Origin of the sequence: Halocatena marina (genome assembly GCF_023276375.1) — an archaeon.
GTDB classification, from domain to species: Archaea; Halobacteriota; Halobacteria; order Halobacteriales; family Haloarculaceae; genus Halocatena; species Halocatena marina.
Window position 1 is genome coordinate 2,226,449 of the sequence record NZ_JALLPK010000001.1, and the last position, 26,172, is coordinate 2,252,620.

The following is a 26,172-nucleotide window of genomic DNA, read 5'->3' on the forward strand; positions in this document are numbered from 1 at the left end:
CAGCAGAGTTGATACCGAAAACATAGTGTGTTTATTCTGGAGCGAGTGTATCAAGGGTTGCGTCGATGTCATCTCGTTTGCCAGCACGGGGGAAAGAAACGGAAAGTGCATCCACACCATCGAGTGCCGCGAACGTTTCGATCCGATCGCGGGCTGCACTCGGTGTTCCGGCGACCGCTAGTTGGTCGAGTAAATCATCCGACATTGCATTCATCGCTCCTTCCCGGTCGCCGTTCTGCCACCGGTCGTAGATTTCGTGTGCGGTCTCTTCGTACCCCTGTCGAGCGAGCGAATCTCGATAGAAGGTTCCCATCGATCCGACGTAGAAAACGATGTGTTGTCGAACGAGCTTTCGCGCCCGCTCGCCGTCATCGAGTGCACAGCAGGTGAGAGAGAGCGTCGTTCGAACGGCGTCCGGGTCGCGTCCTCCGAGTTCGGCTCCGCGCTGGAGATCGTCCAACCGGTCACGGAACCCGTCGGGCGTTAGCATGAGTGCGTGCCAGCCATCAGCAAATCGACCTGCCAGCTCCACCGATTTCGGTGCCATGCCCGCCGCATCAATTCGTGGGCGTGGTTCGGGCGAATCACAGCGCAATCGAAAGCCCGAAAGATCGAATAGCTCGCCGTTGTACGTCACTTCTTCACCCGAGAGAATTCGTGTGACGATCTCTATCGTTTCGCGGGTGTATCGGAGGGGACGGACGAACGGCACACCGTGCCAGTTCTCGATAACGAGCGGGCCGCTCGGTCCGAGACCGAGCCGGAATCGCCCCTGTGAAACTTCTTGCAGTGTGGCAGCCGTCTGCGCGATGAGGGCAGGCGAACGGGAGTAGACCGGCATGATGCTCGGACCGATACCAATCTCGTCGGTCCGTGCAGCGATGGTCGCAAGCATCGTCACCACGTCGCGGCCCCACGTCTCGGGAAGCCACGCTCGGTCGTATCCTAATGATTCGGCGCGCTGGGCCAGTGCTACGAACGCATCGGCGCTCGGTTGCGACGCGACTGGGAGCGATACCTCTCTTGTGCTCATACGTCAGGCGTTTCCATGATGTCGGGAACGCCGCGAGCCACGATCGTTTCACCTGTGATATACGAAGAGGCAGGGCTAGCGAGAAATTGGATCGTGTCAGAAATTTCCTCACTCAGGCCCATCCGTCGCTCCACCGTCGATCGATCGATCGTATCTGCAGTAACGCCCATTTGCGCTTCAACACCGGGGGTAGCAACGAACCCCGGAGCAATACAGTTTACTCGAACGTCGTCGCTCGCCCACTCGAACGCGAGCGTCCGGGTGAGGTTCACGACCGCCGCTTTCGCAGCCGAGTAATGGCTCATGTACGGTGCTCCCTCGGTCCCGGCAACACTAGCGAGGTTGACGATGGTTCCACCATTTTCGCGCATGTATTCCCCAGCGGCCTGTGAGCAATGGTACGTTCCGTGGAGGTTGATGTCGACGATCGTTTTCCAGCCGTTCTCAGAAATGCCCTCGAAGTTCGCCATGAAGCTCGCTCCCGCGTTGTTCACGAGCACGTCAAGACCACCGAACTCCTCGACGGTCGCCTCGATGAGTGCCTCGACAGCATCGCGTTCGCGGACGTCACATTCGACCGCAATTGCCTCACCAGGGACATCACGTTCTTCGATGTCGGCCACAACGCTGTCGATCTTCTCCTGTGAACGAGAAGAGACAACAACGCGTGCACCGTCGGCCGCAAATCGTTCTGCGGTTACTTTCCCGATTCCCTGCGAGGAACCCGTGATGAGTACTGTTTTCCCGTCGACACTGAACTGATCGGTCCTCACGTGCAGCTCACCTGCTCCATCGTTGATTCACGTTGTCCATTATGAACGGTAATATATAAACGACGGTGATGTCGGTTCTCAATCATAGTCTCCGGGAGCGTTGTGTTCAACGTCAGTCTTATTCGCGTTCCGCGGGTTGTGATGGTAATGAAACAGTGCGAGCGGGTCGTCCCGATTCATCGAATTGAGTACGATGTCAACTGGCCACCGGGACACGTCGCAGGATATCTTGTCGACTGTGATGATCCGGTCCTGATCGACGCCGGAATGCCAGATTCGGGCAGTGAGGAACAACTACGCGAGACGCTCGGCGAGCATGGACACGAACTCAGTGATATCGAACATCTCGTCCTCACTCATCCACACATCGATCACATCGGGCAGGTACCGACGATCATCGAAGCCGCTTCACCGACGATCTACGCGCCAATCGGTGTGCAAGAACGGTTCGCTCGTGATCTCTCAGCACTCGAAGAAATCGTCCGAAAGAACGGGAAAGCAGCGGGATTCGCGGACGGAGAACTCGACCTGCTCGTCGGAAAAGCGGTCGAATCACTCCGGCGCAACCGCGAACTCCTCCCAATCGAGAGCGTCGACGTGTGGGTCGATCATGGTGAGACGATCACTGTTGGGGGCACGTCCGTGGATGTCCTCCACACACCGGGCCATCAGGCGGATCACTGTTGTTATCTCGTCGGACTGAACGACGAGCGCGTGCTCGTTTCCGGTGATATGGCTATTGAACCGTTCCGACCAGTCGTCCTCCATGCCGGTCTCGATCGAGGCGTCGAAACCGCGATCGACGAATTCCACACGGCACTCGATCGACTCGAATCGCTCGACGTTGATCGAGTCTACCCCGGTCACGGACCATCGCACACTGGCTTTGATGACGCCATCAAACGAGACCGAGCGAGCCTCAATCGAATGCTCGATCGAACCGTCAAAACACTCCAAAACGACTCTGACCACGAACACGATCACGATCGATCCTCGGCGTCGTATCCGCGTTTGAAGACTGCAGCCGAAATCGCTGAAGAGCGTGCTGGTGGCCGGGATACCACGTACATCGCTGCTGAAGTCGTCGCTGCGCTCAGACACCTCGAAAAAGAGAAACGGATTGAGGCGGTAACGACTGACGGCGTTCGTCGGTATCGATCACGATGAACTCCCAGTACATCGAGAACCCCTCACAACATCATTACACAGATACGACCTAGCTACGTTCACACCATCATGACCGAATACGACGGAGTGTTCTTCGATATCGGCGGGGTCATTCTCGATCTTGCGTCCGTTCGAGAAGGCCACATTGAATTACTCGCACGGATTGCCGATCAAGAAGGGATTGAAGACGTAGAATCGCTTATCGCGGACTGGCGATCATCGCTCGGTGAGTATTTTAACGGGCGCGATGGCACCGAGTACCGACGGGCGAAGATCGGGTATCAACGTGCTATCGACGCTGCCGTCGGCTACGAGGTCCCAGAAGAAACGTGGCTGACAGCCTTCGAAGCTGCGAGTGAAGAGTGCTTACAACCAAATCCGAACGCAGTCGAGACGATTCGATCACTCGATCAAATGGACGTGTATCTCGGAATTATATCGGATATCGACACGTGGGAAGCAGACGCGATACTCACACGGTTTGGGGTTGTGGACCGGTTCGATCATATCACGACCTCCGAGGAGATCGGCCGAACGAAGCCAGATCCAGCGATGTTCGACGCAGCACTCGAAAAGGCCTCCGTTGAACCCGAATGCGCACTGTATATCGGAGACCGTTACAAGCACGACATGCAGGGTGGCACACGAGCCGGACTGGTCACCGTAGCGTACGGCAACAGCGCTGTCGAACACGCGGGCAGTGAGAGTGTCGATTACACCGTTGATGATCTCTCCGTGCTCTGTGATCTTATCGAGGGGCAACAACCAAACCACGCCCGACGGTGAAGGTATATACGTCTTGAAATCAGAAACCTGTTCGAATGAGATATATTACCTTCGTCATTATCCCAGCTGACGGGGGGTTGACTAAGACAGATCAAGAGCTGGGGATCGACTCAAGAATAACTCGGCGATCGATCCAGCACATCAATCTCCTTGCAGACGGGACTGCAGTTGTCATTTTCGAACTTGATGGCGACCTCGACGCCATCGAAGACATCCTCGCTAACTCGGCGGAGGTGTTGGAGTACAACGTCACCGAAACGAGGGAGAGCCACCACGTATACATCCATTTAGAGGCAAACGAGACTATCACTGAGCTACTCACCATTCCGAACGAGTACGAACTGGTCGTCGACACCCCAATGGTGTTCACACATCGCGGTGGACTTCGGGTGACGGTCATCGGAGAGGAGGATGTTTTTCGTAAAGCGATGCCAGCCATGCCGAGCACCCTCCATTTCAAACTCGAACAGCTGGGAGAATATGAACCGAGTACTGAGCGGTTGTTCTCGCTCCTCACCGAACGCCAACAGGAGATTCTCCAAGAGGCCATCCAGCAGGGTTACTATGAAGTCCCGCGGAAGGTCACACATCAGGACGTCGCCGAGTCGCTCAACTGCTCCGGTGGGACAGTCGGTGAACATCTCCGAAAGATAGAAGCAAAGCTCCTCGGCGAAATCACACCCTAAGAACCAGAGAGCCGTCGGGCCATCACCTAGACGGCCTACTTAATACCACGGGTATCAGAGGCGGTAGGTCTACGTATTGTGATTCACTACCGGTGTTCGTAATGGTTGATCGAGACGATCTCAGACAGCAGCTCCACGATGCATTTGAAGGTGCGAACTATCCCGTCAACAGCCCGATGGATCTCGTCCCGGCGCTTCCGAACGGACCGGCAACGACGTTCGAATCGGGGGACGTAAGCTTCACCGCCATGGAACTCAATGCTCAGGCCAGCGGCCAACAATCGTTCCCATACGACAGTGTAGACGGTCTCGTCGATGACATCATGGGCGGTCTCGAGGAAGAGGGATATTTCGACGAAGAGTAACGATCTCTGGGCAGATATAAAATCGGCACGCAGATCAGATTCGAACGCGAACTCGAAGTTACGCTCATAGACGAAGGTCACAAAACGGTTAATACCATTCGTCGACAAATTCAGCGTCGAGATCGGCGGCCAGTTCAGTGAGTCTGACTGCAGCATCTGAGTACTAAAGCACTTTCTGCATACCTCCACCGAGTTCGAAATCACCGCCTATCAGATCATCGATGACGCCGATCTCTTGACGTAATAGCGCTTTTTGTGACATTCGGTGGGCTGCAACTCACGTGCGGTATCCTCCCTTGAAGACCAATGTGGTTGCCGGATTGTACGACTGGTATACGTGAATGAACGTGAATTAGTAGTTCAGAGGACGCAACCGAAGAGACCGATGTATCCACACGGTCAATCCGTGGAGAGTCTCGACCGGTTATATAAGCAACCGTGTATCCGGTAGGGAAATTATTAGTTGGGCATCCTCCATCATCCGGCCGTAATGGATTTTGGATTCGATGATAAGACTGCTCTTGTGACGGGCGGTGCTGGACGCATCGGAAGCGAGGACTGTCGTGTGTTCGCCGAGGAGGGAGCGGAGGTTATTGTCCTCGATGTGAAAGAAGACGCGGCCGAAAACGTTGCCAGCGACATCGAAGCGAACGGCGGGACCGCTCACGCCATTGAGTGTGATCTGACCGACCGAGATGATGTGAGTGGAACGATTGAGGCACTTCGTGAAGAGACTGGAGGGATCGATATTCTCATCAACAACGCCGGAATGGTCGATGCTCGTTCTCGGATGAAAGATTACGACGACGACATCTGGGATCGTGATATGTCCATCAACCTCACCGGAACGTACAATATCACCCGCGAGGTGTTTCCGGCGATGTGTGAGCGTGAGTGGGGTCGTATCATCAACATGTCCTCGATGGCCGGTTGGCAGGGCGGTTTCGGACAAGCATCCTATGCGGCGACGAAGGCCGCGCTCATCGGCTTCGGGAAGACGCTCGCGCTCGAAGGTGCACAGAGTGGCGTTACGTGCAATATCGTGACACCAAACATCGTCGTCGGCGCGCTTGCAGACCTTCCTGTCGAACAGCTTGAGCAGGTCGATGAGCATTTCGCTCGCATTGCAAAGGCAACGCCGATGAGACAGCTTGGCCGTGAAGAAGACGTTTCTAACCTCGTTGCGTTCCTCTGTAGCGAACAGGCAAGCTACATCACTGGTCAGGTCGTTGGCGTCACGGGTGGCGTCGATCTATTCAGTTTCTGATTATACCCAACCGTTCTCTCTGATTCGCTGGTCAACCAACGGCGAATACAGCCGAGAGAGACAGTCGTACATAAATTACCTCTGATACGCGGCAGTATTGTCAACATTAATGATAGTGAATATAGGATCGTCTGGTGGCCATCCGTCACGACAGAATCATCATGAGTACCCAAGAATACACCATCGAGCAGTATTTTCCGACAGAGCCATGGCTAGAGACGTACGGACAGCGCTTAGACCAGAGTGATCGGTTATCCGATACCGGCTCTGGATGGGGCGTCGGTTGGGAAGGCGGTATGGTGTTTCAGATTACGAACGTTCCACTCGGAGACCGCACCATCGCAGACCTTCCGGAAGAACTCGTCGACTCGGTCGAAGCTTCACTCGATTCGCTGTCGGACGATGAGCTTGAAAGAATTATTTCGGCCGCTCCTGAGGACGTTCAGGCGGACATAACCGATCGATCGGGATCACTCCGAGAGCAGGCCTGTGTGGAGATCATGGAAACGTCACTCGACGAAAGTTCCGACCGCATGTGGTCCGAACTAGAAGCCGAGATTCCCGAACTGTTGTTGGAACTAATCGAGCAGACTGAGGAATATATCATCGACGGCTCAGTCGTCTACTCGTATCTTGATCTCCACGATGGAGGTTGTCAGAACGTGGATATTCTCACGAGTCTTGACGAGCGCGAACACGGGTTCGTCATCTCCGGAGAGTACTCCCAGTGGAAGAAGCTTGTCAGCGGTGAAGCAAACGTCATCAACCAGATCATGGGTGGCAAGATGGAAGTCGATGGGGATATGCAAAAGATCCTTCAGTACTCGGACGCTGCCGTCACGATGACGGAAGTTTCGGCGGAAACAGACGCCCGATTCCTCTTCTAACGAACCGTTCTGCATCATTCAGCCGCATATAAACACCCTAGTATCCAATGAGATAGATCCATTCTCGTTTCCCTGGTACAGTGAGGTACAACCGGCCCACAGACGCGGGTCGACAGAAACGAGACCAATGACTGACGATGACCTCATTCAACGGATCGAAGAATCGTTCGAGAAAGACGACGCAGAGCTCGAATCGGAACTACCGGGGTTGCTCGACGACATCGACGGCCAATCCGACGACATCGTACGTGAGCACCCAGAGCTCATCTCACGAATCCTCGCTCGGATGAGCGAGATGGACATCGCGTCGTTCGTCTCCGCGAATCCTGAGACGGCAGATCAGTTTCAAGAACTGCTCTGGTCAGGCGTGCGGGTTGTCGCCGAGCGTAACGACACCGTTCAACAGCAGATCACCGACGACATCACCGTCAATTTCGAAGCCGAGGACTGTCCGATGACGGGTCATCTCGAAGTGAACGCGACCGAAGAGACGATCAGTGGAGGCGCTGGACATCTCGATGAGCCTGACCTTGCTATCACTGGCCCGGCAAGCGTGCTCGTCGGACTCATCACCGGGAACGTCGACCCAATTCAGGGATTCATGCAACAGCAGTACCAGATGGACGGTCCCGTCCAGAAGGGAACTCGACTGGCACCGATCATGAACACACTCTCAGACGAGGCACAGGCGGCTCAGTGAAATGCGCTTGACCGACGAGCAGGAGGCGTTCCGGGCCGATCTCCGTGGGTACCTTCAGGAGAACGTTGATCCGGTTGTCGACGAATTAGACAGGAATGGGCCGATGGATCGAGAGACGCTGATGGGGTTCGTCTCCGACCTTCGAGAGCTGGGGATCGGATTCGATCCGGAGACAGCTCCGGAGTTCTTCGGTGACGTATGGAAGTTCATGCTCACCGCAGAGGAAGTCAGCTACGTCTGGCCCAGCTTGAACGTTGGACTGATGATGTCGTTCCCGTCGGTGTTCGTTCGGTTCGCTTCCGAGGAAACCCGTGAGGCGATGCTCCCGAAGCTCGAAGCCGGTGAGTGTCTTGGATCGCTTGCGGTGAGCGAACCGAGTGGGGGAAGCGACACTGCTCGGCCTCGCACGACCGCCCGCAAGGATGGCGATGAGTTCGTGATCGACGGCGAGAAGATCTGGGTCGGGAACGCTCACTACGCGGACGTGTGTCTCGTAGTCGCCCACGACGAGTCGACGGGGGCACAGGACATGTTCCTCGTCGATCGTGAGAACGCCTCCTTCGAGACCGAAGAGCTGGATAAGCTCGGCTGGAGAGGCGTCTCGAATGCACGAATCACGTTCGATTCAGTGCGTGTGCACGAGGATAATCGCCTCTCATCAATCTTCAGCAACGCGATCATGGACGGCTACGAGATGAACGAGATCGTTCCGTTCCCAGAGAGCGTCACGCAGTTGTTCTTCGAACAGAAGCCTCTCAATGCGACGTTCTCGTTCATGCGAACGGGCATGTCGTTCATGGCTGTTGGCATTATGCAAGCTGCCGTCGACGAGGCGCTCGCGTATGCGACCGACCGCGAGACGTTTGGCAAACCGATTGCCCAACACCAACTCATCCAAGAGAAACTCTACGATATGAAAGCAGGACTGGAGACGTCCCGCCAGCTCTCTCGACGCGCTGCTGAGCTGCTTGAAGAGGGTGATCCCGAGGCACGGCTCATGTCTTCGCTTGCAAAAGGATACACCGCCGAGACGAGCAAAGACGTAACCGACGATGCGATTCAGGTCTTCGGAGCCGAGGGGCTCAAGCCCGAAAACCGACTCGAACGCTACTACCGAGATGCGCGGGTCATGACGATTCCAGACGGAACCACTGAAATCCAGAAGCTCATCGTCGGCTCCGAACTCACAGATATGAGTGCGTACACGTGAGAGTGTGTAGCGGCCAGCGAATAGACTGCCAGGAATGGGCGTAACGAACGCCCATCGATCATCGAGTGATCACGATTTTCTGGATGTCAACCACAGCCATGCGATTGTGATTAATTCACTCGATTGAGCCATGGCTGGTCTGTCCAACGAAATCACCGATCAACGTCACATACATGTCATTAGATAATGTGCATCAGATGCCTCTATCGTGAACCGATTATTGGCAGTGAATATTAATTTCTATACATAAACATTTTCTCATCCAACACGTAATACTCATCTATTTGTTCTGTCTGTGTCTACCCGGTGTGATAGAACGGTGTTATATCCGACAGAACAATGGTTAGAAAAATATAAGCAGCGGCTGAATGAGAATGAGCAACTCGACGATGCTGGATCGGGGTGGGGTGTTGGCTTCGATGGTGCGTTTCTCTTCGTCATTACAGATATTCCACTCGGAGAGACAACGATCGGTGAGTTACCCGAAGCGGCGCTCGAAGGCGTTCCGAAGTACCTCCACGACAAGTTAGCAGAGATTCCACTCGATCAAGCAGCGACGCTCATTAGCGAGGACATCCGACAACATCTCCCGGATCAAAGTCGTGAACTCCTCCGGCAGGTCGATGAATACATCGTCGACAGTACAGTGTACGCGTTCATCGGGCTGAAAGACGGTGGATGTACCGAAGTCGACATTCTCAGTGGACCTGATGATCGGGAGACCGGCTTCATTCTCCGTGGTTCATACGAAACGTGGCAGGAAATCGTCGATGGAGAACAGGATCCCATCCCAGCCGTGATGAGTGGTGATCTCAAGGTCGATGGAGACATGCAGCGGGTGCTCCAGTACGCGACTGCGACACAGCTCCTCGGAGACGTCGCAAGCGGGATCGAGACCACTCACCTGTTTTGAACGATGCTCGCTCAGGAACTGTTTGGTGTCGAGCGAGCGAAATGAAGTTTTCAAAATAACCTGATGGGGCGTCGAACGTTTTCGTCCTAACGATTCGCACACGGAAATTGTATGACCCCGGTATATCATCGTTGCATTCATACGTCAGCTATGGATGTGGATCTACTCTCGCTGCTCGATGAGTTGCGCGCGATGGCACAGACCGGTCTCGCATACACCGACGATCCATACGACAGAGAGCGATACAATCGCTTGTTGGAGTTGGTCGAGATGTACTACGGGGAGACACTCAATCTTCCGGAGAGTGAGGTTCGAACACGACTCGCGGCAGAGCTCGGATACGTTACGCCAAAAGTCGGGGCGTCGGCTGCCATCTTCGATAGCGACGGTCGCCAACTGTTGATGAAACGGCCGGACAGCGGAACGTGGTGTTTCCCCGGTGGATACGTGGATGTGACCGAATCACCGGCCGAAGCCGCAGTCCGAGAGGCAAAAGAAGAGACTGGATTGGACGTTGAAATCGCCGATCTCATCGATCACTATTACACGCCTCCCGATGGTCTCTACGGACCACACGGTGCTGTCGCCGTGGTCTATCTGTGTGATGTTGTGGGAGGTGAGCTACGCCTCTCAGAAGGGGAGGCGTTGCAATTCTGGTCGATCGGAGACGTACCGGCGTGGTTTCGAGATCACGGTGAGGTTGCAATCGATGCACGAACAGCGTGGAACGAGCACACAGCGTGAGCCAGAACCCAGATACTGGGAGTCATAAAGATTCTCGTGTGGTCACCAATCCCAGCAGAAGGAAATCTTGGGAGAACCTGATGAGATTTATCGATCAGGCGCGTCGACCGTGGCGATCGACAACGCGTTCCATCACGCTCCCCTCGGCTTTCTGGAGTAAATTCGAAGCGGTCGATGGAGCACAATCCAATCTGTTTGCGACATCTGCAACGGTGGCTTCCCGCGGGACATCGTAGAAGCCGAGATCAGCAGCCACTGTGACGGCCTCCAGTTGGCGGTCAGTCAGATCACCAGCGACCGTACTGTGGCGACGATCGTACTCGCCGATCGCGTTGACAGTGGTGTCGATCTCTTCGGGGAGTTCCTCGAGCATTTGTCGAATGTTTTCGCCCGTGCCGACGATGGTCATGTAGAAATCGCCCGCGTCGTCGTAGACAATCGGCGGGACGACGAGTAAGTCGAGTGCTATGAATGCGCGGCGCCACTCGATGTCTTCGTCTCGCGTTTCTTGGCAGACGTACGTGTAAAACGATTGTTCATCAATCGGTGTCAGATCGTACCATCTGATCGATTCGACTGCGTTGAGTTTTGCTTCGTATCGCTCACGCTCGGCTTCGACGTAGAACAGTTCGTATTCGAGATCGAGATCACGCCCGATTACGTTCCACGCGTGCAGCTCTTCGTAGTAGACAGCATCTGACTCGCGAGCGAACCGCTGCATCGGATGCATCATCCATCTCGGTTGTCGAAAACGCGCATCGAGATACTTCATGTCGCGTTGTATGGTATGTTGCATATAAATCGGCTAGTACTGACGTGATAATCGACAGGTTTCGGCGCGAGCAACGGCATCATGTACTGATGCACAGCAACAATTCATCTCCATCTACTAACTCAGTAGAGGTGACCGGTACGTGACATCGACATTGGCGTGGGCGATCTTCGTGATTGGTGCCGTCGCGGGGACGCTCAATACGATCGGTGTCGTGGCCAGCGCCCTCGGTTGGTATGAGTACTACCCACCCGGTGAGAAGGGATGGAAGTTTTACAGCTTGTGGGGTCTCTCGCACGTTTTGAATGTCAGTCTCCTCGCGCTCGCGTATCTTGAGTGGGGGACGCTCGGATTGCCGGGCTGGACGTTTTCGACTGGTCTCGTGCTCTTCATATTCGGCTACGCCATCGCTATCGCCGCCGGACACGACCTCGGATTCCATGAGACCACGGGGAGAGCCGGGGAGTTACGAACTGGAGGCTGGTATCGTTTCTCTCGAAATCCACAGTACGTCGGATATATTCTGGCAACAGTCGGTTACATTCTGTGGACTGATGCGGTGCTCGTTGTACCGTTGGCTGGTATCTACTTGCTGTGGTGGTTCGTGTTCCCGTTCGCCGAGGAACCATGGCTACGCGAGCAGTATGGCGAGCCGTACGAGCAGTACGCCCAGCGTATCCCTCGCTACATCGGTAGCGAGACAGTGCGAGCACTCGGCAAGCGAGGTGATGACGCCCAACAGCAGACACAAGGATAGATCGTGCTGGTGACTCGCCCGAGCAACGTATCCGGTGTGAGTCGTCCATTCCTCAACCTTTAACAGCCAGCCCGTAGTTGGTACGCAGTGAGGTGATATACGATGGCTGAACACTCTAATCCCGAACTGCCACCGCTCCCGTATGACTACGACGCTCTTGAGCCGCATATCTCCGAACAAGTGCTCACATGGCACCACGACACCCACCATCAGGGGTATGTAAATGGTCTCGAAAGCGCCGAGGAAACGCTTGCAGAGAACCGTGCGAGTGGTGACTTCGGTACAACCGGAGGCGCACTCTCTAACGTTACCCACAACGGCTGTGGTCATTATCTCCACACGTTGTTCTGGGAGAACATGTCCCCGAACGGCGGCGGCGAGCCGGATGGTGAACTCGCTGCGCGCATCGAGGAGGACTTTGGCTCCTACGAAGGTTGGAAAGGCGAGTTCGAGGCCGCTGCGAGTGCCGCGGGCGGCTGGGCGCTTCTGGTCTACGATCCCGTCGCAAAGCAACTTCGCAACGTTGCCGTCGACAAGCACGACCAAGGTGCGTTGTGGGGCGCACACCCCATTCTCGCGCTCGATGTCTGGGAACACTCCTACTACTACGACTACGGACCGGACCGTGGTTCGTTCATTGACGCCTTCTTCGAAGTCGTCGACTGGGACAACACCGCAGAAGAGTACGAGACGGTTGTCTCGACCTTCGAATAAGCGCGTTACAGACGGGGTCGTCAATCTTCGATTTCTTTTGGGCAGCTGAAGAGAATCAGTGTGACACTGTTGGACTCTATTCTCGGGAGAGACTGATAGCATTGATACAACGGCTTCGTATCAGAAGGTATAGATTTCGATCGGTTATGCGCACAGACAAATCGGCTCCGATCGATGGCTACGTCAGATCGACGACGGAATCCTACAATTTTAGTCGTGGGAGAGTGTCAAGACCGCTATGCCACGTTCGAAAGATGCGTTCGAGCACGTTCGTCCTCTCGATTTTAAAGCGCCCGAGGACGTGCTTGACGCCGATATGATGTACACCACGTACGAGATCGCACGGCTGTTACAGGGACTTGATCCAGAGCGAGACCTCGATGCCGAAACGGAGGCCGTTCTCTTAGATTGGGCTATTCCGTGGATAATGGTCAACGCTGAATCGTTCGTGTTCGCCAAGCCAACAGCCGACGACGAACCGGGGTACTACGGGTTGGCGTAATGAATCTGCTCGTCGCCAGCAACGCGCGGGTTGATGGTGGAAAGACGACGTTTTCAGTCGGACTGCTCGATTACATCAGTGGCACTGGATTCAAGCCACGTGCTGGCAACGACTACTGGTTCGACCACGACGACTACCGGGATGCCATCGAACGAGGTCGTCTCTACGGGAAAGACGCTCGACGGCTCGCTGCAGCGAGTACGACCCGTCTTACGCCTGAAGATCTCAATCCGATTCACCGGCTCTGGCGACCTGCTCCCGGTTCTAAAAAAGGACTCCTCGACCGTTCAGACCGCGAGTTTGTCGTTGACCGGGTTGGAACAGGCGAAGCTGAAACACCAACGTACGTTGTGAACGGAACCGTCGAGCTTCCGGAGTCGGTTCAAACGGGGCTTTCGCTCGCGTCTGCGATTACGGTCGAGTCACTCACCGAGTTTAATGATGTGATGAAGCGCGTTCATATGCGCGCACTAGAGCAGATTAGTGAGCGAATTGAATCGGCCGACCGCGCTGTGATCGAATCGTACGGGGACATTGCCCGACCGCTCACAGGACTCACAACCGATGCCGTCGCAGTCGTCGAGCCGAGACGGGCGCGGATCTATGACGGCGAACGGTATGCGAATGCGTGTGAGGTTGCGAGTGGGAGTGCCCGCGAGGGGCGACTCGAAACCCGCGTCGATCGAGTACTCGGTCTTATCGAGCCACGAGCAACCGTTGAACTCCCAGCGCTCGAAAGCGAGACACGGACGAAACCAGAGCGAATAGCGGATACGTATGCCCCAGCGTACGAAGCGTTGGTGACAACAGCGCTCGGTTGAACACTGAACCCAACCCTGCCGAACGAAACCGATGGATCGGCTCAGTAGATCTGTGCTGCCTGTTTCGCGCGTTCGATATCACGATACGGTTCTGTCGTCACGCTTGGTCCGTGGCCAGTGTGCATCTCGCTCAGGGTTTTATCAGCTGTATCGAGCACTCGTTCGATACTTTGAATGAGCTGCTCTCGGTTGCCTTCGTCCAGATCTGTCCGTCCGAAGCTCCCGTTAGCGAAGATGAGATCGCCAGCAAACAGGACTCCCGGTCCAGAAGCGTGAAAACAGAGATGATCGTCCTTGTGTCCCGGTGTATGGAGTGCAGTATATGTGTGATCGCCCAATGAGAGGCGTTCACCATCGGAAATAGCGTTGTCAACGCCTGTCTGGGCGGTATCGAAGCCCCACGCCTCGACACTGAACGCGTCTTTCACACTGGAGAGGTTTCCCACATGATCAGGGTGGGTATGCGTGAGAACGACTGCATCGATATCGTCGACGTGCTCTCGGATCCGACTTGGAGCGTCGAAATCATTCCCAGGATCGACGACGACAGTCCGGTCGCCGGTCACGAGAAACGCATTGCTCGTAAATCCCTGAACACCCCGTGCGAGATTGGTGATCATACGCGTCGATATGAACGGTACTCGTTTGTGTATATCGACTCCGAACTCGAAACTCCGAAAGCTACGACTATCGTGTTCTGGGAAATTAAAAAAGACGAATAAAATCGACGTATTCGATGATTATGCTACGTTATGGATACTTGTTGCCGCTCGTAGCAACCTGCGAACCGGAAATACCCTCATAAAGGGTGTTATTAACCAATTCAGCAGCACCATCAACAACATCAACGGCGACGTCGCCATCGTAGGCACCAGCAGTAATATTCTTGACTAGTACGCCGCTGCCCTCAATTGTGAGCGGGCGACCGCTAGACGCGTACTCGCCGCCATCGACGAGAACGTCGTCTGCGAAAATACCGAGTGCCCGGCGGTGTCCGCCACCAGGGAGATCAACATCAAGATCACGGAACTCACATCCACCGCGCTTGCAGTAGATCGCGTTTCGACCACCCGTTTCGCCGGATGCATCGCCGGTCACCTTGAGACCCTCAACGACAACAGGAGCGTCGCCGTCCAGAATCTGCAGTGCCTGACCCGCGTGGTTCTGCGTCAGGGACCCACCCTTGATGAGAACCTCACCAGCACCCTCTGCGATGTGGACGACATCAATGCTGCTGCGCGCATTGTTGTCTTGTGCGACGATCTTCGTACCCTCGATCGTTGCCGAACCGACGCTCGGGAGGATGTTGATTCCTCGCCCGTTCGGTTTGTCGAGCTCGATCACACTGTTGACGATCTTCAGGTCGCTTCCACCATCGAACCGAATACCGTGCTGACCCTCATCATCTTCACGGTTCTGAGTGATAGCGACTTTCGCCCCGTAGACACCACTTCCGTCACCGGTGAGACGAACACATGCTGAGTTGCAGTCCTGGTACCGACCGCCCTTGACAACGACCTGTCCGGGGCTCTCGGAGTCGTATAGACCGTTATCCGGGAATGCGCCGATAACGCTGTCGATGACGTCTAGACGACCGCTGTGGTACGGGCTGAGAAGGAAGCCTGTTGGCCCATTCTCAACGGACGGCATTGCGTCCTGAGCGGTTTTCTTGGTGAAGATACCTCCTTCGGGCATCTCGATGTTCTTGACGACACCGTATCCGTCGGAGTTGACGATGTCGACGTGCATCGGACCCCACGTTCCCGCGTTGTGAACACCCTCAAAGACGATGTCCTTAACAAACAGGCCGTCGGTGACGGTCAGATCGAACGCGCGCAGTCCCGTGTTGGGTGCGGTGAAATCGACCGTGAAACCTTCGACGTGAAGGTTTTGCCCGGCACTGTAGTACGTACCGAGTTTGATCATCCGAGCTTCTGTCTTGTACTCGTCGGCGGGTGCTGGCACGAGCGTCGCGCCGTCACCAATCATTCCGAAGTTCTTGAATCCGGTAAACCGGACGAGTTCATCCATGAAGTACCGCCCCTCAGGGAATTTGAGGAGCGTGTTATCGTCCATGAGATCCGACAGCTGAGACGAAATTGACTCGCCACCGGTGTTGTCCAAACCGGCTTCAACTACGTCAATAACCTTATCGTAATCACCTTCCGGAACTGACTGAGACTCCGGCGCCTCAGTCTCTAGCTCGACTTCGGTCGTGGCTGCCTTCTTAGGCGCCTCAACCGACGTATCGAGCTCCGAACCTGACTGCCGCGAACACGAACCAGCAGCGCTTGCGGTTCCTGATACCGAAAGCGAGGCTGCTGCAGCCCCCGTCGTTCCAAGGAACGATCTGCGGCTAACGTCTGGTGACAGACGCGATAGTGTACTGGCCTCTTCTCTCTCTGGCATAGTCCATTGGAACCACGGAAGTACTGTACAAAATAGCTTACTATATCGATCAGCCACTTACCAGACACTCAAGATATAGGAACCATAAAGTATATGTGTTTGTAGCCATCTCCAATCGAAATTAATGTCTGAATATATGGTAATACAATACTAGTAAGTCCGCAGATACATGTGTGTTGTCATCCGTGAGAATACAAAAACTGTATCGGAAACGGACGTATCGCTCAGTCGGGAGACGAGAACAGTCGTCTGAACGCAGTGATACCGGGAGCGCCGTCAACGAGCCAGACGAGAATCGCGAATAGGAACGGCCCGAAGTAGATCATCAATGCGATCATCAGTGGACCGGTGGCACCTTCCGTCGACAGCAGGTAGAGGAAGGCTGATATGTACTCGTGTATGCGCGCAAGCGCGCTGAGATCAGACGAGTACGGTGGTAGCGTTACGACGGGCCAGAGCACGCGCGCGAAGGTGTACGGATTTCCACCAACCAGTCCAAGGACGATGTCGCCGACCAGATGGGACCAGTACCCGACAATGAACGCGATACCATATTCTATCCGATGTCGCCACACTGCAAGCGCGAGCACAGCGATGCCAAGCGGAACCGCGACGAACACCGAATGACCGACCGAGTAACCCTGTGGGAATAGCTCAAAGACCCATGAGAGCGGTTTGTCGACGAGATCAGGGAGCTGAGTAGCGACGAGGAGAACGATCGTCGGGTAGCCGCTCGGTCGGCTGCCGAACAACCGCGAGCCGAACGAGTACAGCAAGTATCCGAACGCTGCGTGACCCCACGGCCACATCGCTATCTGGTCACCTGTACGGGTACGAGCTGGGGATTCGAGATTTGGGGCGAAGCAAGTGATCCCTCGTCATCCTCATCAGAGGATAGTGGTAATCGCACGGTGTGATAGGCCGATTCGCGTGAAGGCTCTCCAGCACTTCCCTTGTAGAGATAGATTCCAACCCGATCCCCGCTCTCGGGGGGCTGGACTTCTATTTTCTTTGTTTCTCCGTCTGCAATAGTTGGAGTGAATGTATTCACCTGTTCAGAGTCGGCTACTTCCCCATTTTCGATGGTTTCTTGAGCGACAATGACAGTGTACTGTTGTTGTTTTCTTTCCCGATTATTAATCACAATTGTCGCCGGTCGGCCGTCAACCATTGCATCGTCGGCAGCCTTGAGCGAGATATTTCCACTACTCTCGTTTTCCGCGACAGCGAAAAAGTCGGTGTCCGGATCTCCGGTGGTTGACATGACGGCGAAGGCACCGACGCTCGCAACGAGGATAAGAAGGCTTACTGCAAACATCACTACGAACGTGGTATCCATCGGGAACGCAGGCAGTTCGAGCGAATAGCGCTCTTCGGTAGGAAGGACGATTCGTCGCGCGATAGCGAAAATGATCATCGCCCCAGTGAATCCAAGCAGCATGATTCCGATCCGTCTTGCGTCGAAACCAACCGTGAAATTCAGTCCGAAGACGACGAGCGAGACGAGCGCAAGGCTGAGAACGACCGATAGCCCGATACGCTCAATGTTTCCCAACAGAAACGAATCGTCTTGATTCGTCTGCCGACCGGGATAGTCAGAAGCACCCCACGGCTTCCGACTGCGGCGTGATCGGGACAGACTACTTTCTTCGGGAAACAGCGCCGAGAGGAACGCATAGCCGGGAACGAACATGATCAGCGGAAGGACGAGTGCGATTCGGAGGGGACCATTGAACGAAAACAGGGCCGCACCCGCCAAGAGCGCCAGAAGTGCAACAGCAGCGAGATCGAGCAGCCAACGTATCATTTGGCCTACTTTGCAGTTGGAAGTGGTTAAAACTCACTAGACTGTTTCCGTCTTTCCCGGACAATAGCTCCCGATTAAAAACAATCTGAAACCGTTTGTCAGTGCCCTAACGCGTAGGAATGTCCATATCGTGTGAACCGTTCGCTCATCCAGCGCATTAGACGATCTATAATAAAGAGCCACGGGCACATCATAGAGAAAAATGCACGAACTGCAACACCGGAATGGCGTGCGAGTGCGACGTATGTCGCGGGGGAATGATCGACCTGAGCCACGACATACAGCACAGGACGAGCAGGTGCGTGTTGTGAGGGTGAGACGGTGAACGCTATACCGATCGCGGACCCACAACTCGGCGAAAAAGAGCACAAAGCGGTGCTCGATGTTCTCGATTCCGGTGATCTCGCAGCAGGCGAAGAGGTCACTGCGTTTGAGCAGGCGTTCGCTGAGTACTGTGGCGCGGACTATGCGGTCGCAACCACAAACGGAACGACCGCACTCCACACGGCACTCGTTGCTGCCGGAATTGGTGAAGGAGACACCGTCATCACAACTCCATTCTCCTTCGTTGCGACCGCAAACGTGATCCGGTTCGTCGGTGCTGAACCCGTCTTCGCTGACGTTGATCCATCGACGTTCAACCTCGATCCGGATGCAGTCGAAGAACGAATTCGTGAGCTGGACGGCGCTGTCGACGCCATCATGCCAGTTCATCTGTACGCGTTGGCGGCCGATATGGATCGCTTTCGTGAACTCGGTGAGCGCTACGACGCGAAAATCATCGAAGACGCAGCCCAAGCGCACGGCGCAGAGTATCACGACGAACAGGTCGGAACGTTCGGAGATGTCGCGTGTTTCTCCTTCTACCCGACGAAGAACATAACGACGGGCGAAGGAGGAATGATCACAACCAACGACGAAGAAATCGCTGCAGCCGCTGGCCGATTCATCAACCACGGTCGATCAGAGGGCGGGTATGGTTACGAACATGTCGAGGTAGGACACAACTTCCGTATGACGAACATCGCAGCTGCCATTGGTCGTCACCAACTACCACGACTATCCGAGTACGTTGAGCGCCGCCGAGAGAACGCGTCTCAATTAACTGACCTTCTCTCGATGACACCAGCGATAACGCCGATCGAACCCGACGAGCGTCGTCACGCCTATCATCAGTATACGATCCGGTGTGGCAACCGTGATGCGGTGCGCGAGGCACTCGCTGAAGAGGACATTTCGACGGGGATCTACTATCCGACGCCAATCCACCAGCTTGCGGCCTACGACGGATACGACGTCTCGCTTCCGATCGCCGAGACGCTCTCAGAGCAAGTACTTTCGCTGCCGGTTCATCCTTCGCTTTCATCGACCGACATTAATCGGGTCGGTGAGACGATCCAATCGTTGGAGGTAGACCATGTCTAATGAACCGCTACGCGCAGGCGTCATCGGCGTCGGGAGTATGGGACAGAACCATGCACGCGTCTACAGCGAACTCTCAGAAACCAAGCTCGTCGGCATTGCCGATACGAATATCTCTCGTGCAGAGCACATAGCCGAACAGTACGGTACGAGTGCCTACGACGTGGAGTCGCTGCTCGACAGCGTGGATATGGTCTCAGTCGCTGTTCCGACTAGATACCACTGTGAGGTGGCCCACGAATGCATCGAGGCTGGCGTCGATCTCCTCGTCGAGAAGCCTCTCGTCGAGAACCCAGCAGATGGCCGCGCGCTCATCGAACGTGCCGACGAGCACGACATCATCCTGCAAGTCGGACACATTGAGCGGTTCAACCCAGCCGTCAGGGCGCTCATGGGGATGGTCAGCGATCTCGATATTATTGCAATAAACGCAGAGCGCCTTGGACCGCCGCTGAGTCGGGCGATCGAGGACACCGCCGTGATGGATCTCATGATTCACGACGTGGAGATTTTACTGGCAATCGTCGATTCACCGATTTCGTCGGTCCAAGCCGTCGGGAATCACGACGCACGCTATGCGGAGTCACTCTTGCAGTTTGAGTCCGGAATCATCGGACAACTAACTGCCAGCCGAGTTACGCAGCGAAAAATCCGACGGCTCACCATTTCAGCGTCGGATTGTTGGGTAGAGCTCGATTACATCGATCAGTCAGTCGAGATCCACCGTCAGTCGACACCGGAGTTCGTCAATCGAGGCGACATCCACTACAGACACGCGAACGTCGTCGAGCGGCTCTCCATCGACCAGACTGAGCCGTTGAAAAACGAACTCTCTGCATTCGCAGACGCTGTCCGCGAACGCGAAGAGCCAGTCGTGACTGGTGAAGACGGTCTCCGAGCGCTCGAGCTCACCCAGCAGATCGATAGGATGGTGAGCGATGAACCAACCGGAACAACGGAGACGAGAGATGCGTTCTCGTCAGTCACCGACTGATCTGAAGGCAAACGAGCCGTAAGAGGCAGTAAACACGGAACACACCACACGGTTACGTTACAACTGTGATGCACAATACGATTCGAAGAATGCATCGATCGCAGGTACAGAGAACACACAGGATTACAACAGGACAATGAAAGCGACACTGAACGTGAACACAAGCTCAGGCAAAGAACTGGAACAGGGGCGACGATGACAGGTGAGTCCTACGTTGCAGGTGCCGACGCCAACATCGACGATCAGGCAACAGTCGGATATCAGCACGCAGACGACGCTGCACCACCCGTCCTCGGCGATCAGGCACGGGTTCGATCAGGGACGATCATCTACACTGATGTCCAGATTGGCGACGATTTCGTGACCGGACACCGAGCGCTCGTCCGAGAGGATACGACGATCGGCGACAGCGTAGTCGTTGGGACAGACACGGTTATCGACGGTGCTACGTCGATCGGCTCACACGTGAGCCTCCAGACCGGGGTGTATATCCCACGAAACACGACGATCGGCGACAACGTGTTTATTGGACCGAAGGCCGTGTTGACGAACGATCCCTACCCGGTTCGTCGAGACGTCGATCTCGTTGGACCCGTCATCGAAGACGGTGTCTCGATTGGCGCGAACGCGACGCTCCTCCCTGACGTCACCATCGGTGAAGGAACGTTCGTTGCCGCCGGTTCTGTCGTGACGAGAGATGTCCCCCCTGATACGCTTGCAGTCGGTACACCAGCAACACACAAACCACTCCCGGAGGAGTTAAGTCCGGAGAATATGTTACGATGAGTGATTCACAAACCACAACAGAGAGCGTAGCGCTCTATAACTCCGACAAATCGGTCGACGAGCAGCGAGCAGCACTAACGAACGGAGCAGTCCCGGTTGCGGTCACAGGACTCGGAAAGATGGGACTCCCGCTGGCGGCCGTCTACAGCGAGATAACCAAAAATGTGACCGGCGTCGACATCGACTCGTCGGTGGTCGAGGCGATCGAGAACGGCGACTGTCACATTACCGGCGAGCCAGCGTTGGCAGATCTCGTCGCCGAATTGGTCGACGACGGGGCACTCACTGCGACGACCGACGGCGTCGAAGCCGCTCGCAATGCACGCGTTCACGTTGTCATCGTTCCGACGCTGGTCGATGAGAACGACCAACCGATCCTCTCGGTGATGGATTCGGCAATGTCCACTATCGCTGAAGGACTCGAACCGGGCGACATCGTCATCGCGGAATCGACGCTCCCACCGCGAACGTGTGTTGACCGACTGCTTCCCCTGCTCGAACGCGAAAGCGGTCTTTCGCGCGAAGAATTCGGACTGGCGTTCTGTCCCGAGCGGACGTCGAGCGGACGAGCGCTCGAAGATATTCGCGGCGCGTACCCGAAGATCGTCGGCGGCGTCGACGAAGAAAGCACGCGTGTCGCCGAGCTCATATACGGAGAAATCAACTCGAACGAGATCATACCGGTCTCGGATGCGACGACCGCCGAGGCGGTGAAGGTGTTCGAGGGTGTCTACCGTGATACGAATATCGGGGTCGCAAACGAACTCGCCCTGATGACCGAGGAACTCGGCATCGACGTGACCGAAGCCATCGAGGCGGCAAACACTCAACCATTCTGTCATCTTCATATTCCTGGTGCTGGTGTCGGCGGACACTGCATTCCGTACTATCCCCACTTCTTGATGGGGCCGTTCGAGACGGACACGCCGATAATGCGTGCCGCGCGCGAGACGAACGACGAGATGCCGCGCTATACGGCGAATCACGCGCTCGATGGCCTGCACGCAGAGGGCGTCGATCCGGAGGACGCGCGCGTCCTCGTACTCGGGTTGACCTACCGTCCCGGAGTCAACGAAATCGAGAAGACACCCGCGCTTTCGCTCATTGAGGAACTCGACGCCGCGGGCGCGAGCGTGATGGCTGTGGACCCAGTGAACACGCACACCGAACCGTTCGAGAAAGCGGGTGCGACGCTCGTTTCGATGGATGAACTATCTACATATGACGCCTGCGTACTCGTGACACCGCAAGCAGCATTCGAGGAGCTCTCCATTCCTGCGCTTGGTGATTCCGACCGGCGGCTCGTTCTCGTCGATGGTCGGCAAGAACTGAAACACCTACGTGGCCACGACTCGATCCACTATCGAGGAATAGGTATCAATGTCTGAGACAACGACGATCTGTATCGTCGGTCAGGGTTACGTGGGACTCCCGCTGGCGCTGGCGTTCGACGAAGAGGGGTATGAGGTAATCGGATACGACATCAGCGAGCGGAAAATTGACGCGCTTTCCGATGGATTCGATCCATCGGGCGACCACGCTGATGAGACAATCGCGGACAGTAGCGTTGCGTTCACAACGGACGCGAGCACCATCGAGCGAGCGGACTACGTCATCATCACAGTGCCGACGCCAGTCGATGAGACGAAGAACCCAGATCTCTCGTTCGTCGAGAGTGCGGCAGTAACGGTCGGTGAACACGTTTCAGAGGGGACGACGGTCGTTCTCGAATCGACGGTCTACCCTGGCGTCACGCGTGATGTGCTCGGCCCAGTTGTTGAGGAGCACTCAGGATTGACCGTCGGCGAGAATCTGTTCTTGGGGTACTCGCCCGAGCGGCTTTCACCGGGAGACACCGATCTTCGAGACGCGATGAAGATCGTCAGTGGCTCTGATGAGGAGACGCTCGACCGACTCGTGGCACTGTATGGGTCCGTCGTCGATGCGGGTATTCACCGGGCACCCACCATGGAGACTGCAGAAGCAGCGAAGGTGACAGAAAACGTCCAGCGAGACATCAACATCGCGCTCGTGAACGAGCTCGCCATCGTCTGTGATCACATGGACCTCGACACCCACGCGGTGCTCGAAGCCGCCGGTTCGAAGTGGAACTTCCATCCCTACCGACCGGGATTGGTCGGCGGTCACTGCATCCCCGTCGATCCGTTGTATCTTGCCCACAGCGCAGAGCGCGTCGGCTACCAGCCCAAGCTCATCATGCAGGCACGCGAAGTCAACGAGTATATGCCCAAACACACCGCAGAGTTGGCGCTTCGAGGACTCAACCGGTGTGGAAAGGTGCTCAGAGACTCGCGCGTCCTTGCCCTCGGGCTGTCGTATAAGCCAAATGTTGGGGATATCCGCACGTCTCAGGTGCAGGGTGTCATTCGCGCGCTCTCGGAATACGATGTTGAGGTAGTCGGTTACGATCCGCACGCAGACAAAGATGCCATGCGTGAATCGTTCGATATCGATATTCAGGACGAACTCTCGTTTGAGGGATTCGACGCTGTCGTGCTCGCAACTGGGCACGACGATTTCTCTATACTTACCCTCGAAACAATGGCGGCCGAACTGGACGACGACCCTGTTCTCGTCGACGTCGTCGGGATGTTCGATTCGGATCGGGCAACCGAAGCAGGATTCGATTACAGTCGACTATGAAATCGTAGATGCGATATATTATTACTATTCAGCACCCGGCACACGTTCATTTCTTCAAACACGCGATTCGAGAATTGAAGTCGAATGGTCACGACGTGTTCGTATTCGCGCGCGATAAGGAGGTCGCCATCGATCTCCTCACAGCCTACGAGATCGAACACATCGTCCTCGCCGGTGGGCAGTCCGGCGGTCTTCGAGGGATGATGGTCGGACAGACGCTTTGGGAGTATCGCCTCCTCCAGCGGGCCCGTGAGATCGAACCGGACGTGATGGCTGGAATTGGCGGGACGGCTGTCGCTCACGTCGGCGCACTCTGTGGCGCGCGGACTGTGGTGTTCACAGACACCGAACACGCACCAGGGAATAAGATCACCTTCCCGTTTGCAGACGAGATCTGGACACCAGCGTGCTTTACCGACGATGGAGGCACAAAACACGAGCAGTACCCGGGATATCACGAACTCGCCTATCTCCACCCAAACCGCTTCGAGCCGGATCCGAGCGTACTCGAAGATGTTGGCCTCGACCCGGACGATCGGTTCGTCATCCTCAGAGTCGTCTCGTGGTCTGCCTCCCACGATGTCGGTGAGGGTGGATTCGACGATGTCCGTGATGTGGTCGACAGACTCGAAGAAACTGGTACCCGTGTACTCATCACTTCAGAAGCACCGCTGCCCGAAGCACTAGAAGCAAACCGTGCGACGGTTGCCCCGCATCGAATGCACGATCTGCTCGCGTACGCCGATCTCTTCGTCGGCGAAGGCGCGACCATGGCGGTCGAAAGCGCAGTACTGGGAACGCCAGCGGTGTACGTAAACACGCTTCGGATGGGTTACACCGATGAAATCGAAGCGCGGTACGGCCTGTTGTACAACTGCCAAGGCAGTTATAGACATCACAATGCGCTCGAAATCGCCGTCAGGATTCTCGATGGAGAGGAAGACCGAGACTGGGATGCACGCCGCGAACGACTTCTGAACGACACGGTCGATACGACCGACGTGATACTGAGTACACTCGATGTCGACAGAAACTGAAACTGACCTGCGCGTGCTGCAGGTGGCGACCTCGAATCGTTCATTCTTCCAGCAACAGGTGGAAGTGCTCGAAGCGCGCGGCGTCGAGTGTGAAACGCTCATCGTCCCTCGACCACGAGAGTCGGGGCGCGGCCCCCGAGAGTATCTGAGCTTCTATCTCCAGACGCTCGGCCGAGGACTGGAGGATTTCGACCTCGTGCACGCGAACTACGGCCTGATCGGCCCACTTGCGCTTGCCCAACCCACGCGGCCGGTCGTGCTGACACTCTGGGGGTCAGATATGATGGGTCCACGCTGGCTTAAGCACGTCAGCCGGGTCACGGCACGGGCGAGCGATGCCGTCATCGTGCCATCGAAACCACTCTCTCGCGTGCTCGATGTGCCCCACGAATACGTTCCGTTCGGTGTCGATACCGAGCTATTTGAACCAATGGACCGAGACGCCGCCCGCGAGCGCGTGGGCTGGCCGACTGACGAACAAAGTGTACTCTTCCCGTATGATCCAGATCGTCCGGTGAAAAACTTCGAACTGGCAGAGCGTGTCGTCTCACGCGTTCCGAACGCGACACTTCGAACGGTTTCCGGAGTTCCATATGAACGGATGCCGGAGTATATGAGCGCAAGCGATGCTCTCCTCGTGACCTCTGAGTACGAGAGCGGACCAATGACGGTCTGTGAGGCCGCTGCCTGTAATCTTCCCGTCGTTTCCCGAGACGTTGGCTTTGTAACTGATGTTCTCGATGGGATCGAGCCGTCCGCGATCGCGGACACCGAAGACGAACTCGTTGAGGCACTCACGAACGTTCTCGGTTCTGAAAAGCGGTCCAACGGCCGAACACGTATGAATCGGGACCTCGATCGACTTGGTCAAGAGCTCGTTCGCGTTTATCAGAAGGTTCTTAACTGAATCGCACACTTATCCCAGACTGAAGGCACCCTTCCACCAGGCACATAGG

The 26,172-nt window shown here is 55.7% G+C and carries 28 protein-coding genes; 21 read left to right on the forward strand and 7 right to left on the reverse strand.

The features are described from left to right. Nucleotides 1-31: 31 nt before the first annotated feature. Nucleotides 32-1,033 carry a TIGR04024 family LLM class F420-dependent oxidoreductase gene (locus tag MW898_RS10010; RefSeq protein ID WP_248906833.1) on the reverse strand — a complete coding sequence of 334 codons (1,002 nt, stop codon included), beginning with the start codon at nt 1,031-1,033 and terminating at the stop codon, nt 32-34. Next, nucleotides 1,030-1,806 (reverse strand): SDR family NAD(P)-dependent oxidoreductase, encoded by a 777-nt coding sequence (locus tag MW898_RS10015; protein WP_248906835.1) that lies wholly within the window; start codon nt 1,804-1,806, stop codon nt 1,030-1,032. The genes MW898_RS10010 and MW898_RS10015 overlap by 4 nt, the downstream gene beginning before the upstream one ends. Before the next feature lie 147 nt (nt 1,807-1,953). Between MW898_RS10015 and MW898_RS10020 the strand changes: the two genes are divergently transcribed. The 10 genes from MW898_RS10020 (at nt 1,954) to MW898_RS10065 (ending at nt 10,531) form a co-directional block, all read left to right on the forward strand. Continuing rightward, a complete protein-coding gene (locus tag MW898_RS10020; RefSeq protein ID WP_248906837.1) occupies nt 1,954-2,973 on the forward strand; it encodes an MBL fold metallo-hydrolase in 1,020 nt (339 codons plus the stop codon). 69 nt (nt 2,974-3,042) lie between these two features. Continuing rightward, entirely contained in the window at nt 3,043-3,759 is a 717-nt protein-coding gene (locus tag MW898_RS10025; RefSeq protein WP_248906839.1) for an HAD family hydrolase, read from the forward strand. Between the two features lie 35 nt (nt 3,760-3,794). Next, nucleotides 3,795-4,445, forward strand: coding sequence for a helix-turn-helix domain-containing protein (locus MW898_RS10030; protein WP_248906841.1), 651 nt, complete (start codon nt 3,795-3,797; stop codon nt 4,443-4,445). A gap of 101 nt (nt 4,446-4,546) precedes the next feature. Beyond that, entirely contained in the window at nt 4,547-4,810 is a 264-nt protein-coding gene (locus MW898_RS10035) for an MTH865 family protein (RefSeq protein ID WP_248906843.1), read from the forward strand. Between the two features lie 490 nt (nt 4,811-5,300). Further along, complete coding sequence (locus MW898_RS10040) at nt 5,301-6,077, forward strand: SDR family NAD(P)-dependent oxidoreductase (protein WP_248906845.1); 777 nt, start codon at nt 5,301-5,303, stop codon at nt 6,075-6,077. Nucleotides 6,078-6,238: 161 nt separating this feature from the next. Then, a complete protein-coding gene (locus MW898_RS10045) occupies nt 6,239-6,964 on the forward strand; it encodes an SCP2 sterol-binding domain-containing protein (RefSeq protein ID WP_248906847.1) in 726 nt (241 codons plus the stop codon). Between the two features lie 127 nt (nt 6,965-7,091). Further along, nucleotides 7,092-7,664 carry an SCP2 sterol-binding domain-containing protein gene (locus tag MW898_RS10050; RefSeq protein ID WP_248906849.1) on the forward strand — a complete coding sequence of 191 codons (573 nt, stop codon included), beginning with the start codon at nt 7,092-7,094 and terminating at the stop codon, nt 7,662-7,664. A gap of 1 nt (nt 7,665) precedes the next feature. Next, a complete protein-coding gene (locus MW898_RS10055) occupies nt 7,666-8,874 on the forward strand; it encodes an acyl-CoA dehydrogenase family protein (RefSeq protein WP_248906851.1) in 1,209 nt (402 codons plus the stop codon). 319 nt (nt 8,875-9,193) lie between these two features. Further along, nucleotides 9,194-9,787 carry an SCP2 sterol-binding domain-containing protein gene (locus MW898_RS10060; RefSeq protein WP_248906853.1) on the forward strand — a complete coding sequence of 198 codons (594 nt, stop codon included), beginning with the start codon at nt 9,194-9,196 and terminating at the stop codon, nt 9,785-9,787. 150 nt (nt 9,788-9,937) lie between these two features. Then, the gene (locus MW898_RS10065) at nt 9,938-10,531 is read left to right on the forward strand and encodes an NUDIX hydrolase N-terminal domain-containing protein (protein ID WP_248906855.1); all 594 of its coding nucleotides are present in this window, start codon (nt 9,938-9,940) and stop codon (nt 10,529-10,531) included. Nucleotides 10,532-10,625: 94 nt separating this feature from the next. On the opposite strand, the gene MW898_RS10070 is transcribed toward MW898_RS10065, so the two are convergent. Then, nucleotides 10,626-11,303, reverse strand: a complete 678-nt coding sequence (locus tag MW898_RS10070) for a helix-turn-helix domain-containing protein (RefSeq protein WP_248906857.1) — start codon at nt 11,301-11,303, stop codon at nt 10,626-10,628. A 142-nt stretch (nt 11,304-11,445) separates the two neighbouring features. Between MW898_RS10070 and MW898_RS10075 the strand changes: the two genes are divergently transcribed. The 4 genes from MW898_RS10075 (at nt 11,446) to MW898_RS10090 (ending at nt 14,097) form a co-directional block, all read left to right on the forward strand. After that, nucleotides 11,446-12,060, forward strand: coding sequence for a methyltransferase family protein (locus MW898_RS10075; protein ID WP_248906859.1), 615 nt, complete (start codon nt 11,446-11,448; stop codon nt 12,058-12,060). 102 nt (nt 12,061-12,162) lie between these two features. Next, nucleotides 12,163-12,774 (forward strand): superoxide dismutase [Mn], encoded by a 612-nt coding sequence (gene sod / locus MW898_RS10080; protein ID WP_248906860.1) that lies wholly within the window; start codon nt 12,163-12,165, stop codon nt 12,772-12,774. 238 nt (nt 12,775-13,012) lie between these two features. Next, complete coding sequence (locus MW898_RS10085; protein ID WP_248906863.1) at nt 13,013-13,276, forward strand: DUF5827 family protein; 264 nt, start codon at nt 13,013-13,015, stop codon at nt 13,274-13,276. Further along, nucleotides 13,276-14,097 (forward strand): ATPase, encoded by an 822-nt coding sequence (locus MW898_RS10090; RefSeq protein ID WP_248906865.1) that lies wholly within the window; start codon nt 13,276-13,278, stop codon nt 14,095-14,097. Before MW898_RS10085 ends, MW898_RS10090 begins: the two co-directional genes overlap by 1 nt. Nucleotides 14,098-14,138: 41 nt before the next feature. Here the strand turns inward: MW898_RS10090 and MW898_RS10095 are convergent, their stop codons facing one another. From MW898_RS10095 to MW898_RS10110, 4 genes are all read right to left on the reverse strand, one after another. After that, a complete protein-coding gene (locus tag MW898_RS10095) occupies nt 14,139-14,717 on the reverse strand; it encodes an MBL fold metallo-hydrolase (protein ID WP_248906866.1) in 579 nt (192 codons plus the stop codon). Between the two features lie 130 nt (nt 14,718-14,847). Continuing rightward, nucleotides 14,848-16,506, reverse strand: a complete 1,659-nt coding sequence (locus MW898_RS10100) for a twin-arginine translocation signal domain-containing protein (protein WP_248906868.1) — start codon at nt 16,504-16,506, stop codon at nt 14,848-14,850. A 224-nt stretch (nt 16,507-16,730) separates the two neighbouring features. Further along, nucleotides 16,731-17,315 carry a metal-dependent hydrolase gene (locus tag MW898_RS10105; protein WP_248906870.1) on the reverse strand — a complete coding sequence of 195 codons (585 nt, stop codon included), beginning with the start codon at nt 17,313-17,315 and terminating at the stop codon, nt 16,731-16,733. Between the two features lie 2 nt (nt 17,316-17,317). Then, nucleotides 17,318-18,313: a DUF8471 domain-containing protein gene (locus tag MW898_RS10110; protein WP_248906871.1), complete on the reverse strand. Its 996-nt coding sequence runs from the start codon at nt 18,311-18,313 to the stop codon at nt 17,318-17,320. Nucleotides 18,314-18,634: 321 nt separating this feature from the next. On the opposite strand from MW898_RS10110, the gene MW898_RS10115 reads away from it, so the two are divergent. From MW898_RS10115 to MW898_RS10145, 7 genes are all read left to right on the forward strand, one after another. Then, complete coding sequence (locus MW898_RS10115) at nt 18,635-19,738, forward strand: DegT/DnrJ/EryC1/StrS family aminotransferase (protein ID WP_248906873.1); 1,104 nt, start codon at nt 18,635-18,637, stop codon at nt 19,736-19,738. Next, complete coding sequence (locus MW898_RS10120) at nt 19,731-20,729, forward strand: Gfo/Idh/MocA family protein (protein WP_248906876.1); 999 nt, start codon at nt 19,731-19,733, stop codon at nt 20,727-20,729. The genes MW898_RS10115 and MW898_RS10120 overlap by 8 nt, the downstream gene beginning before the upstream one ends. Nucleotides 20,730-20,924: 195 nt before the next feature. Further along, on the forward strand, nt 20,925-21,515 hold the full coding sequence (locus tag MW898_RS10125) for a DapH/DapD/GlmU-related protein (protein WP_248906878.1): 591 nt from the start codon (nt 20,925-20,927) through the stop codon (nt 21,513-21,515). After that, the gene (locus tag MW898_RS10130; RefSeq protein WP_248906880.1) at nt 21,512-22,903 is read left to right on the forward strand and encodes a nucleotide sugar dehydrogenase; all 1,392 of its coding nucleotides are present in this window, start codon (nt 21,512-21,514) and stop codon (nt 22,901-22,903) included. The genes MW898_RS10125 and MW898_RS10130 overlap by 4 nt, the downstream gene beginning before the upstream one ends. Then, the gene (locus tag MW898_RS10135; RefSeq protein ID WP_248906883.1) at nt 22,896-24,179 is read left to right on the forward strand and encodes a nucleotide sugar dehydrogenase; all 1,284 of its coding nucleotides are present in this window, start codon (nt 22,896-22,898) and stop codon (nt 24,177-24,179) included. The genes MW898_RS10130 and MW898_RS10135 overlap by 8 nt, the downstream gene beginning before the upstream one ends. An 8-nt stretch (nt 24,180-24,187) precedes the next feature. Next, a complete protein-coding gene (locus MW898_RS10140) occupies nt 24,188-25,216 on the forward strand; it encodes a DUF354 domain-containing protein (RefSeq protein WP_264383044.1) in 1,029 nt (342 codons plus the stop codon). Beyond that, complete coding sequence (locus tag MW898_RS10145) at nt 25,200-26,123, forward strand: glycosyltransferase family 4 protein (protein WP_248906886.1); 924 nt, start codon at nt 25,200-25,202, stop codon at nt 26,121-26,123. The genes MW898_RS10140 and MW898_RS10145 overlap by 17 nt, the downstream gene beginning before the upstream one ends. Nucleotides 26,124-26,172: the final 49 nt, after the last annotated feature.